This is a genomic window from Plantibacter sp. MPB07, assembly GCF_046619465.1.
In the GTDB taxonomy this organism is placed as follows: domain Bacteria; phylum Actinomycetota; class Actinomycetes; order Actinomycetales; family Microbacteriaceae; genus Plantibacter; species Plantibacter auratus.
Genome location: NZ_CP177043.1, coordinates 4,004,829 through 4,016,526, shown reverse-complemented (window position 1 = coordinate 4,016,526; position 11,698 = coordinate 4,004,829). Strand labels below are relative to the sequence as shown.

9 protein-coding genes are annotated in these 11,698 nt (G+C 70.7%); 4 read left to right on the top strand and 5 right to left on the bottom strand.

What is annotated here, in order from left to right; all coding sequences use genetic code 11:
- Nucleotides 1-10: 10 nt before the first annotated feature.
- A complete protein-coding gene (locus tag ACLIME_RS18800; RefSeq protein WP_411557899.1) occupies nucleotides 11-496 on the bottom strand; it encodes an NUDIX hydrolase in 486 nt (161 codons plus the stop codon).
- A gap of 65 nt (nucleotides 497-561) precedes the next feature.
- Between ACLIME_RS18800 and ACLIME_RS18795 the strand changes: the two genes are divergently transcribed.
- Nucleotides 562-1,176: an antibiotic biosynthesis monooxygenase gene (locus ACLIME_RS18795; RefSeq protein ID WP_411557898.1), complete on the top strand. Its 615-nt coding sequence runs from the start codon at nucleotides 562-564 to the stop codon at nucleotides 1,174-1,176.
- Between the two features lie 28 nt (nucleotides 1,177-1,204).
- Here ACLIME_RS18795 and ACLIME_RS18790 read toward each other — a convergent pair whose 3' ends face one another.
- Nucleotides 1,205-2,122 (bottom strand): AraC family transcriptional regulator, encoded by a 918-nt coding sequence (locus ACLIME_RS18790; protein WP_411557897.1) that lies wholly within the window; start codon nucleotides 2,120-2,122, stop codon nucleotides 1,205-1,207.
- Between the two features lie 150 nt (nucleotides 2,123-2,272).
- Here ACLIME_RS18790 and ACLIME_RS18785 point away from each other — a divergent pair, with 150 nt between their 5' ends.
- Complete coding sequence (locus tag ACLIME_RS18785) at nucleotides 2,273-2,755, top strand: hypothetical protein (RefSeq protein ID WP_064294230.1); 483 nt, start codon at nucleotides 2,273-2,275, stop codon at nucleotides 2,753-2,755.
- A gap of 51 nt (nucleotides 2,756-2,806) precedes the next feature.
- Here ACLIME_RS18785 and ACLIME_RS18780 read toward each other — a convergent pair whose 3' ends face one another.
- Nucleotides 2,807-3,559 carry an IclR family transcriptional regulator gene (locus ACLIME_RS18780; protein WP_079705092.1) on the bottom strand — a complete coding sequence of 251 codons (753 nt, stop codon included), beginning with the start codon at nucleotides 3,557-3,559 and terminating at the stop codon, nucleotides 2,807-2,809.
- A gap of 117 nt (nucleotides 3,560-3,676) precedes the next feature.
- Here ACLIME_RS18780 and hutH point away from each other — a divergent pair, with 117 nt between their 5' ends.
- On the top strand, nucleotides 3,677-5,293 hold the full coding sequence (gene hutH, locus ACLIME_RS18775; RefSeq protein ID WP_411557896.1) for a histidine ammonia-lyase: 1,617 nt from the start codon (nucleotides 3,677-3,679) through the stop codon (nucleotides 5,291-5,293).
- Between the two features lie 107 nt (nucleotides 5,294-5,400).
- Here the strand turns inward: hutH and ACLIME_RS18770 are convergent, their stop codons facing one another.
- Both ACLIME_RS18770 and ACLIME_RS18765 read right to left on the bottom strand, forming a co-directional pair.
- On the bottom strand, nucleotides 5,401-9,312 hold the full coding sequence (locus tag ACLIME_RS18770) for an efflux RND transporter permease subunit (RefSeq protein ID WP_411557895.1): 3,912 nt from the start codon (nucleotides 9,310-9,312) through the stop codon (nucleotides 5,401-5,403).
- 144 nt (nucleotides 9,313-9,456) lie between these two features.
- Nucleotides 9,457-10,899, bottom strand: a complete 1,443-nt coding sequence (locus ACLIME_RS18765) for a PLP-dependent aminotransferase family protein (RefSeq protein ID WP_411557894.1) — start codon at nucleotides 10,897-10,899, stop codon at nucleotides 9,457-9,459.
- 63 nt (nucleotides 10,900-10,962) lie between these two features.
- Between ACLIME_RS18765 and ACLIME_RS18760 the strand changes: the two genes are divergently transcribed.
- Nucleotides 10,963-11,628, top strand: a complete 666-nt coding sequence (locus ACLIME_RS18760; RefSeq protein WP_411557893.1) for a YczE/YyaS/YitT family protein — start codon at nucleotides 10,963-10,965, stop codon at nucleotides 11,626-11,628.
- The last annotated feature ends 70 nt before the right edge of the window (nucleotides 11,629-11,698 follow it).

Below are 11,698 nucleotides of genomic sequence, written 5' to 3'. Positions count from 1 at the left end.
TGGAGGGACGTCAGCGGGTGAAGTGGGCCTCAGGGGTGTCGGAGGCGGCGAGCGCTATCCGGGTGCGGAAGTTCTGCGAGACCTGCTCCGGCAGGGCATCGAGCGGGAACCACCGCGCCTCGGAGTTCTCGCCGTCCGCCGGATACGGCTCGCCCGACTCGTAGCGGCATCGGAACACGAGGTCGATGTACTGCGTGACGTCGCCGTTGTCGTAGACGTTCTGCGGGAGCACCTGCACCTGGGCGAGACGCTCGGCGACGGCGACCACGGCCGCCTCCTCGAGGACCTCGCGCTCCGCCGCGACCGCGGGCTCCTCGCCCGGGTCGATGATGCCGGTGACCGGCGTCCACGCCCCGTTGTCCTGTCGCCGGACGAGCAGGACCTCCGCCTCGGGCGTCCCGAGACCGCGCAGGACGACGGCGGTCACCCCCGTCAACCAGAGGGGCGCGTGCCCGATCCGCTCGCGGAGGGCCAGTACGAAGTCAGGAGTCGCCATGCCTCGACTCTACGGGGGCCACAGCGGGACACGAGATCGAAACACGAGTGCGGTCTACTGGGCGCATGGAACACGATCCCATCACCGTCTCGATCGAGCGACGCGTCAACCCGGCGTCGATCTCCGAGGCCACCATCTGGGTCCAGGCGGGCATCAACCTGGCGAACCGATACCCCGGCTTCCTCGGCTCCGGCTGGGTGCGCGCCGGCGCCGAGAGCGACGTCTGGTACATGCTCTACCGCTTCGCGGACGAACAGACGCTCACCGACTGGGAGGAGTCGAAGGAACGCGCCTGGTGGCTCTCGAGCGGCCGCGAGTTCATGGAGCAGTCCCGCGTCGAGCGGCGCAGCGGGATCGAGGGGTGGTTCGACGCGCCCGACGGGATCCTCCGCGTCGAGGAGGCCGAGCTCTCCGGCGACCCGGACCCGATCCCGCCGGCACCGCCGCGCTGGAAGCAGGCGGTGAGCATCTGGTCGGGCTTCTTCCCGCTCAACCTCGTCTTCACCCTCCTCGTCACGGCGCTCGTGCCCGGTTGGGAACCGCTCGGCGTGTTCCTCCACGTGCTCATCTCGACGCTCATCCTGACGCCGATCATGACCTACTGGCTCCTGCCACTCGTCACGAGGCTGCTGCGGCCCTGGTTGACGGCTCCGCGACGAAGCGGGCGCACCGCAGCCTGATCCGGCGCACTCGGACGGCGCTGCGACCTCAGGCGTCCTCCGCCTTGGTCTGCTCTCGGAACTGGCTCGGGCTGAGACCGGTGTGCGCGACGACCGCTCGACGGAGGTGCGCCTGGGAGTGGTAGCCGCAGCGGGCCGCGACCTCGGCGATCGACAGGCCCCGGTGGTCGGGGTCCGAGAGGAGGGCGAGCGCGAGCTGCACCCGCCGCTCGGCGATCTCGCCGGCGGCGCTCGTGCCCGAGCCTTCGAACACCCGTTGCAGGGACCTGGTCGACATGTTGAAGCGACGCGCCAGCGTCTCCGGTCGCAGCTCCCGCTCGGCGAAGGACGCGGCGATGTGCTCGATGATCCGGAGCCGGAGCGGAACCCGGCCGGCCTCACCCTCGGCCCGGAAGAGGTCGTTCTCCGCGTAGAGCGTCGCGAGCATCGTGTCGATCACGCGGCAGAGTCTGAGCTGTGCGGCGCCGCCGATCGGTTCGAACGCGGAGATGACCTCCACGAGGAACGCGGCGCTCCCCCGCAACAGGGGCGACGGCGCCAAGGGGCCGAGGGCGCTCGTCGGGGCGATGCCGAGGCGGCGGAGCGCACGCATCGGCACGAACACGTACAGATAGGTCGCGTGGTCTTGGATCGTCGTCCGGTACGTCTCGGCGCCCTCCGTGAGCGTTCCGGTCCCGGGGAGCAGGTCGAGTTGCTGTCGTCCGTGGACCAGGCTGGCCGCACCCTCGATGAGCATCACGATCGTCGCGACCGGCTCGTCGAGCCCGTAGGCGTCGGCGAGGACGTCGAACGTCCCGGGCCCGACCGTGTTGCGATGGAGGACGTACTCGCCGAGCACGACCGAGTCGACGGTCATCGAGAACCGGTCGGGGTCCACGTCCACGAATCGCAGCGCGCCCGACGCCTCCTGCATCCCGGTCGCACCCTCGAACCGTCGTGTGGTCACGCGGCCGCGCGCAGGGAACCGACCGGATAGGCCATCATCAGGTGCGGGCATCATCGGACCCTTCGAAGAGTTCATCCACCCTCGCACAGGGTTCCGTCCGAATCGAGGGGTTGCCAGCCGCATCGCACGGTGGTCGGCGATACTGGACTGATGATCTCCGCTGACCTCGCCCGAGCGCTCCGCACCGCCGGCCTGCGCTGGACCCCCGAACCCGGCGACCGCTTCACCATCGATGGCGGCGAGCTCGCCGGCGACGTGTTCACGGTGAGCGAGATGACCGTCGAGGTGCACGAGCACCCGGGTGGCCGCAGCTTCGGCTTCAACGGCACGACCGAGTGGGCGTTGGACTCCGTCGACCAGGAGGAGACGCTCTGGCTGCCGTCGGAGCACCAGCTGCGCGCTCTGCTGCGCGGCTCGTTCCGGTCGCTCGAACGCGCGGTCTCCCCCGCTGCACCGACCGACGGTGAGCCGACCCTCGACGACGAACTCGACGTCCTCCTGTCGCTCGGCGACGCCGAGGCGTACACCGTCGTGGTCGAGCTCGGCGGCGAATTGCGACGGTTCAGCGCCGCGACGGCGCCCGACGCGTATGCGACCGCACTGCTCGAGCTCATCCTGCGCTCGGTCGCCTGACCACGGTTCCGGAGCCGCCCGCACGCTCCGCCCGCCCGCTCCGCCGAGCGCTCAGCGACCCCGGATCCGCCGCGACAGCTCGGCCGCCGCCGGGTGGATCTCGCGGGCCAACCACGCCGGGTCGAGCCCGGCATCGGCGTCGTAGGTGACCGCGATCGCCGCCGCCGGCCAGCCCGTGTGGTCCCGGACGACCACCCCGACACTCGCGAGGCCGAGCGTCACCCCGCCCGCCTCGCGCGCATACCCGTCCTGCGTCGTCTGGGCGAGGACCTGGCGGAGTTCGCGGTACCGCTTCGGCCCGTGGCCGGTGCGGTCGACGAACGCCGCCTGGTCGGGGAACAGGGCGCGCAGCTGGCCGGCCGGGAGCGCGGCGAGGATCGCGCAGCCGCTGGCGGTCAGGTGAGCCGGGAGGCGCACACCGACGTCGGTGACGAGGTGCGGCCGACGCGGTGCCCGCTCATCCACGATGTAGAGCACGTCCCGGCCGTGCAGCACGGCGAGATGCGCGCTCTCACCCACCCGGTCGACCAGCTCGGCGAGCAACGGGCGCCCGAGCATGCTGAGCGGCTCCTGGCGCGCGTACCCACCGGAGAGTTCGAAGGCGGCGACCCCGAGCCCGTAGCGACGGGCTTCGGGCAGGTGGACCACGAAGCCGTGCTCCTGCAGCACGCTGAGGAGGTGGTAGACCGTCGATCTCGGCAGGTCGAGTGCCGAGGCGATGGCCGCGGCCGGAAGCGGGCCGCGGGCACCGGCGAGATGGCTCAGCACGCGCAGGGTGGCGTCGGCTGCCGGGACCTGACTCACCGTTGACCTCGTCTCCGCGGCTCGGACGCGGCCGCCTGGTCGTCCATGTCTGTGATCCCAGACACGGACGACTCTACGCGCACCGCCGCGGTCGGCGTCCGGGTGTTCCATCGGAACATGGACATCCAGCCCGGCGCGACCCCGACCACCAGCGACCCGACGACCTCCGGTCGCTCGTATCCCCAACCTGCCGGCCCGACCTCGGTCTCCCTCGGCGCAGGGCCGCTGTCGATCGACGAGGTCGTCGCCGTCGCCCGACACGGCGCGCGGATCGACCTCGATGGCGCGGCCCTCGACGGTGTCGCCGCATCCCGTCGGATCATCGAGGCGCTCGCCTCCGACCCCGAGCCCCACTACGGGATCTCGACCGGGTTCGGTGCGCTCGCGACCACGTTCATCGAGCCGGCGCGCCGCGCGCAGTTGCAGGCGAGCCTCGTCCGCTCGCACGCCGCAGGCAGCGGCGAGGTCGTCGAGCGGGAGGTCGTGCGTTCTCTCATGACGCTGCGCCTCTCGACGCTCATGACGGGCCGCACCGGGGTGCGGATGGAGACGGTCCGCGCCTACGCGGCGATGCTGAACGCCGACATCACCCCGGTCGTGCGCGAGTACGGGTCGCTCGGCTGCTCCGGCGACCTCGCACCCCTCGCGCACTGCGCGCTGGCGGTGATGGGCGAGGGCGAGGTGACCGATGCGTCCGGGCGCACGCGCTCCGCTGCGGAGGCGCTCGCGGACGCTGGCCTCAAGCCGGTACAGCTCGCCGAGAAGGAGGGGCTCGCCCTCATCAACGGCACCGACGGCATGCTGGGGATGCTCGCGCTCGCCGTGGACGACCTGCGGATGCTCTTGCGCACAGCCGACGTCGCCGCGGCGATGAGCGTCGAGGGCCTGCTCGGCACGGACGCGGTGTTCGCCGCAGACCTGCAGACCCTGCGCCCGCAGGCGGGTCAGGCCGAGAGCGCCGCGAACCTGCGGTTGCTGCTCGAGGGCTCCCCGATCGTCGCGAGCCACCGGGGCCCCGAGTGCACCCGGGTGCAGGACGCCTACTCACTGCGCTGCGCCCCGCAGGTGCACGGTGCAGCCAGGGACACCGTCGACCACGCCGCGATGGTCGCCGAGCGGGAGCTCGCGAGTGCCGTCGACAACCCGGTGCTCACGCCGGACGGGCGGGTCGAGTCGAACGGGAACTTCCACGGCGCCCCGGTCGCCTACGTGCTCGACTTCCTCGCGATCGCCGTCGCCGATGTCGCATCCATGTCGGAGCGCCGCACCGACCGCTTCCTGGATCGGAGCCGGAGCAACGGCCTCCCACCGTTCCTCGCGCACGAGGTGGGTGTCGACTCGGGCCTCATGATCGCCCAGTACACGGCGGCCGGCATCGTGAGTGAACTGAAACGGCTGGCGCACCCGGCGTCCGTCGACTCGATCCCGTCCTCCGCGATGCAGGAGGACCACGTCTCGATGGGCTGGGCGGCGGCGCGGAAGCTCCGTCGGGCGATCGACGGTCTCGGCCGCGTGCTGGCGATCGAGGTCATGACGGCGGCCCGTGGCCTCGACCTGCGCAGCCCGCTCGAGCCGGCCGTCGGCACCGGGGCGGTGCTCCGCCGGGTGCGTGAGCAGGTCACGGGTCCCGGACCCGACCGGTTCCTCTCCCCCGAGATCGAGGCGGTCACCGCGCTGGTGCAGTCGGGCGAGGTCGTGCGGGCGGTCACCGGCGCGGTCGGCGATCTCCGCTGAGTCGGGCGTCACACGACGAAGCCCTCGGGCGCCGGTGACGGCGTTCCCGAGGGCTTCGTGTCGAGGGGCTCGAACCTCAGCTCATCGACCGAGCGGGAGGTGGTCGATCACGGCCACTGCGCGCGGCGGCGCTTCGGCCGTTCGGTGCCCGAAGACGGCTCAGTCCCGGGTGCCGGGTCGGCATCGGGCTTCGGCTCAGCGTCAGGCGTCGGCTGGGTGTCGCTCGTCGGGCTGGAGTCAGCAGGGAGCTCGGACTTCTCCGCCGCCTCAGCCTCTCCGGCCGGCTCCGTCTCCAGGATCGGCTCGGGCTCGGCGACCGGCTCAGCCGTCACTTCCGGCTCAGGCTGCACCGCAGGGGCTGCGTGCTCGCCGGAATGAGCGACCTCGTCCGCAGGGCCTTCGGAGACGGCGTCGGGAAGGGTGATCGCTTCGGTGCGCGGCAGCTCGTCACCCGTCGCCACATGCGCCCCGTGCACCTCGTGGGCTTCGTGCACCTCGTGCGCGGCGGGCCGCGTCATCGGTCGATCCACCGCCGGCTCACTCGGCGCAGCGATCTGCGGCTCGAGTGCCGCATCCGAGTCCGTGGGAGCCGCATCGGCAGGATCGGCGTCGGCAGCAACCGAATCGATCGGGGCCTCCTCCGCCGGTTCCGCGTCAGCGGGAGTGGCGCCATCTGGAGCCGCGTCCACCGGAGCCACATCCGCCGAGGCCGACGGAACGGATGCGTTAGGCACGCTCGGCGCGGTTGCAGCGCTTCCGCCACCGGCGCCGACGAGGACCGGCTCCTCCGCGGGGACAGTCGCGGCCCGCGGCCCCTCGATCGCGGCGACCGTGCGCGCCGTCGGCTTCGGCTCGGCTGCAGCCCGCCGCTGCTCGCGACGTTCGCGGAACCCCTCGACGAGGTTGTAGAGGGTGGGGAGCACGACGAGCGTCAGGATGGTCGAGGAGACGAGCCCGCCGATGACGACGATCGCGAGCGGCTGCGAGATGAAACCACCGTGTCCGGTGATGCCGAGTGCCATCGGGGTGAGGGCGAAGATCGTCGCGAGCGCCGTCATGAGGATCGGACGGAGCCGGCGTGCGGCACCGTGCTCGACGGCCTCGATCACCGTCATGCCGCGGCGCCGGTACTGGTTCACGAGGTCGACCAGCACGATCGCGTTCGTCACGACGATACCGATGAGCATCAGCACGCCGATGAGCGACGGTACGCCGAGCGGCACGCCGGTGATGATCTGGAGCCCGATCGCGCCGGTCGCGGCGAACGGTACCGACACCAGCAGCAGGAGCGGCTGCCGCAGCGAACGGAAGGTCGCGACCATGATGACGTAGACGATGAGGATCGCGGCGAGGAGCGCGAGACCCAGCTGTCCGAACGCGTCGCTCTGCGATGCCGTGACACCCCCGAGGGTCGCCGTGGTGCCGGCGGGCAGCTTGACGTCGTCGATCGCCGTCTGCACCTCGGCGCTGGCGGTACCGAGGTTGTCGCTGCCCGGAGTCGCGCTGATCGTGGCTGAGCGCAGCCCCTTGACGGTCGAGATCGTCGCGGGTCCGTCGACCTGCGAGACCGTCGCGAGGGTGTCGAGGCGTCTCGGGCCGGTGGCCGTCGGGACCTCCGTCGCCGCGAGGGCGTCGACGGTGGTCGGCGGGTCCTGGGCGTCGACGTAGATGGTGAGCGTGGTGTCGTCGATGACGATGGAGCCCACCGTCGTCGGCTGCATGAGCTGCGAGACGTACGCACCGAGCGCGACCTCGCTGAACCCTGCTGCGGCGGCGGCGTCGCGGTTGACGGCCACCTGGACGTAGGGCCGCGATTCGCTGAGGTTGCTCGTGACCTGGTCGATGCCGTCGAGACCGGTGACGGCCTGCTGGATCGCGTCGGCGGCCTCCGCGAGATCGCTCTGCCGTGCGGAGGTGATGTCGATCTCGATGTCGCTCGACCCGCCGAAGCCCGCGGACGCGGCGACCTCGATCTCGCCGACGTCGTCGAGCCCGGACAGGTCCTTCCGGACCGTCTTCTGGAGTGCCGTCTGGTCGGCGTCTTCGCTCGTCGTGATCGAGTAGGTGATGGCTCCGCCACCGCCGCCCGAGAACGCGTCGCGCAACGAGCTTCCGCTCGACCCGATCGAGAGCTGGACGGTGTCGATGCCGTCGATGTCGCGCAGCTTTGTCTCGACCTGCTTCGCCGCCGCGTCCTGGGCGTCGAGGCTCGTGCCGACCGGCAGGGTCTGCGTGACCGTGAGGGTGTTCTGGCCGGAGTCACCGAGGAAGTTGGTCTTCATGAACGGCGTCAGCGCGAAGGTGCCGACGAGCACGAGCACCGAGAGCAGCAGGGTGGTGACCGAGTGCTTGAGGGTCCAGTGGATGATCGGGAGGTAGGCCTTCTGGAGCCGTGACGGCTTCTCGAGGTCGTCTTCGTCCTGCACGCTGACCCGGCGCTCGCGTCGGCTCCGGACCGGTCCGCTCGTCGCGTCGGAGGGCGCTTCCTCCGCTGCGGCTGCGGCTGCGAGGCGCTGGGCCTTCGGGGCGCGGAGGAACCAGTAGGCGAGCACGGGCACGATGGTGAGCGCGACGAGGAGCGACGCGAGCAGCGCGATCGTGACGGTGAGGGCGAAGGGTCGGAAGAGTTCTCCGGTGACGTCGCCGACGAACGCGATGGGCAGGAACACGGCCACCGTGGTGATGGTCGAGGCGGTGATCGCGCCCGCGACCTCCTGGACGGCGCTCAGGATCGACCCGGCGCGCTGTGCACCCGTGCGGTTGTCGCCGAACGAGAGGTGTCGCTTGATGTTCTCGATGACCACGATCGAGTCGTCGACCACGCGCCCGATGGCGATCGTCAGCGCGCCCAGCGTGAGGATGTTGAGCGAGTACTCGGCGACCTGGAGACCGATGAAGGTGATGAGCACGGACGTCGGGATGGAGATCGCCGTCACCAGCGTGGCCCGGACGTCGAGGAGGAACACGAGGATGATCAGCACCGCGAAGACGAGGCCGAGCAGGCCTTCCGTCGTCAGGGCCTCGATGGACTGCTCGATGTAGGGCGCCTGATCGAAGACGACGGTGAGCTTGGCGTCGGACCCGATGGTGCGCTCCAGCTCAGGAAGGATGTCGCGCACACCCTGCGAGACCTCGACGGTGTTCGCCGCGGGCAGCTTCGTGACGGCGATGGTGAGCGCCGGCTCGCCGTCGACGCGCGAGATCGACGTGATCGGGTCGTCGCTCAGGGCGACCGTCGCGACGTCGCCGATGGTCAGGACGGAGCCGTCGGCGGCGAGGGCGCCCGTGATCGGCAGTGCGGCGATGTCGTCGACCGAGGTGAGCTTCGTGCCCGTCTGCACGGAGAACGTCTTGTCGCCTTCGGTGATGTCGCCCGCAGGCTGCAGGGAGCCGTTCTGCTGCAGCGTCGTCCCGATGACCCGGCTGGTCTGCCCCGCGAGGGCCAGTTTGGCGTCGTCGGGGGTGATCGTGACCCGCTTGCCCACCTCGCCGACGATCGCCGCGTCGCGGACGCCGTCGACGTCCTTGATGTCGGGGACCACGGAGCTCGAGAGCACCTCGGCCAGGGAGTCCTGGTCGGCCGCGCCCGACACGGCGATCTGGATGACCGGGAGGTCGTCGATGCTGCCGCTGACCACCTGCGGGTCGACGGTGTCGGGCAGGGTCGACTTGATGCGGTTGATCGCCTGGGTGATCTTCTGCTCGGCGGTGGCGAGGTCCGTGCCGTAGGTGAAGGTCGCGCTGATGAGGCTCGAGTTCGTGCTCGACGTCGCCGAGGTGGACTCGATACCGGGCACGCCCTGGATCGCGGTCTCGATCGGGGTCGAGACGTCGTCGTTGACGACCTCGGGTGCCGCACCCGGGTAGCTCGTGATGATCGCGAGCTGCGGGAACTGGACCGACGGGATGAGCTCCTGCTTGAGGCCGCCCACCGCCAGGACGCCGAACACGGCGGCCACGATGGTGACGAGCGCGATCAACGCGCGGTTCTTCATGCTGAGGACGGAGAGCAGGTGCACGGAGCCGCTTTCGGTTGTTGCGAGAGGTGCGGACGCTGTAATTATGTCACCGCACACCCGTCCGACGGCGGTCTCGCGCGGAGGCTGGACACGGCACGCACAAGCACTGCGTGTGGAGCGGTGTCACGCTCGTCGGCGACGAGGTCAGACGACGTCTTCGAGGTAGTCCAGAGCCGGCACGTGCCCGAACATCGCGGAGTGCCAGGTCTGCGTCAGCAGCTCGACCGCCTGCTCGGTCTGGGCCCACGGATAGCTGATCGGGATGCGAAGGTAGCGCTCGAACGCCCCGTCGATCCCGAACCGTGGCCCGGCGACGATCACGAGCCCGTGGCTGCGAGCCGCGAGCGAGAGCTGCGATGACGCGGCCTCGCCGAGGTTCACCCAGGTGGCGATCCCACCGTCGACCCGCGGCACGGTCCACTCGGGAAGGCGGTCGGCCAGGAGGTCGACGAGCCGGTCGCGGGTCTCGCCGAGCGCGACACCGCGCCGGGCGACGATGCCGTCCATCGCCGGCATCAACTGCTGGACGGTCAGCTGGTCGAGGATCGGCGTGCCGAGGTCGCCCAGCGAGCGTGCCGAGACGAGCTTCCTGATCGTGCCGCGCTCGGCCCGGATCCACCCGATGCGGAGGCCTCCCCAGATCGTCTTGCCCACCGAGCCGATCGTGATGATCGACGCCGGCGCGCCCTGGAGTGCGGCGAACGGGGTGCCGTCGAGGCCCTGGTCCGTCGGCCGGTCGATGTCGAGCTCGGCCGTGGTCTCGTCGATCACGAGCACCGTCCCGTGCCGCTCGGCGGCTGCGGCGACCCGTCGCCGGGTCTCGAGCGGCATCGACGCCCCGGTCGGGTTGTGGAAGTCCGGCATGAGGTACGCCATCGTGGGGCTCGTGCGCTCGAACCACTGCTCGAGTTCGCGGACGTCCCAGCCGGTCTCCGAGGAGACGGTCGCGGCGCCGAGCCTGGCCCCGGCCGCCCGGAGCGCCTCGTAGGCGTGGGGATAGCTCGGCATCTCGACGAGGACGCGGTCACCTCGGCTGAGCAGGGTGCGCGCGATGAGGGCGATCGCGTGTTGGGCCCCCACGGTGACCATGATCTCGTCGGGGTCGGTGGGCAGCCCGCGCGCGGTGTAGCGGTCGGCGATGGCCTGCCGCAGCTCGGGCATGCCGACGAGGTCGTAGTCGAAGTCGTGCATGTACCGCGGCAGTTCTGCGGCGGCGGTGGCCACGGCGTCGATGATCTCGGGGCACGGCGGGACGGCCGCCTTGCTGAAGTCGAGGAACCCGCCCTGTGGCACGGGAGCCAGCGCAGTGGGCGCCGACGGCAGGAGGGTGACGCTGCCCGAACCGCGGATGCTGCGGAGGTAGCCGGCCTCGCGCAGTTCGCGGTACGCCGCGGTGACCGTGGTGCGGCTCAGCGCGAGCCGATCGGCCAGTTCCCGCTCGGCCGGCAGACGGGTGCCGACCGGGATGCGTCCGTCGAGGACGAGGAGTCGGATGCGGTCGGCGAGACCGCGGTATGCGGGCGCAGCGGTCTTCCACTGCCCGAGCAGGGCGGCGAGCGATCGGGCACTCAGGGTGATGGAAGCCATTGAACCACGATACCCAGATTGGCCTCTAGCGCCAAAGCCAATCGTGCAATTGGATTGTCCACCATGACCCGTCGTGTGCTCCAACTCCTCATCGGCCTCTTCCTGTACGGCATCGCCATCGCGATGATCGTGCGCGGTGCGGTCGGCGTCGCCCCATGGGACGTCCTCACCCAGGGACTCAACCTGCGGACCGGCCTGAGCTTCGGACTCATCACGATCATCGTCGGCGGGCTCGTGCTCCTCGCCTGGATCCCGCTCAAGCAGCGGCCGGGTGTCGGCACGGTCCTGAACGTCCTCCTCGTGGGGCCCTCGGCCGACATCGGGCTGGCGGTCATCCCCGCGGACCTCGACCTGTGGGCGCGCATCCTGCTGTTCGCAGGCGGACTGCTCCTCCTCGGCGTCGCCTCGGGCCTCTACATCGGCGGCAACTTCGGCCCCGGCCCGCGAGACGGCCTCATGACCGGCATCCACCGCGTCACTGGGTGGCCGATCTGGGTCGGGCGCACGGGTGTGGAGCTCGTGGTCCTCGGCATCGGATGGCTGCTCGGCGGGAACGTCGGCATCGGAACGGTGGTCTTCGCCGTGCTCATCGGCCCGATCTGCGGCTACACGATCCCGTTGTTCCGGATCGCTCCGCGGACGGAACACTCGACCACCGCCGTGGACGAGGCTGTGCTCGAGGGCGACACCCCGCCCTCGAAGCCGATCGTCGACTCCCCGGCCAACTGAAGCCACCCTTCGACAGGCTCAGGGACCGGGAGGGACAGACTCAGGGACCGGATGTCCGGTCCCTGAGTCT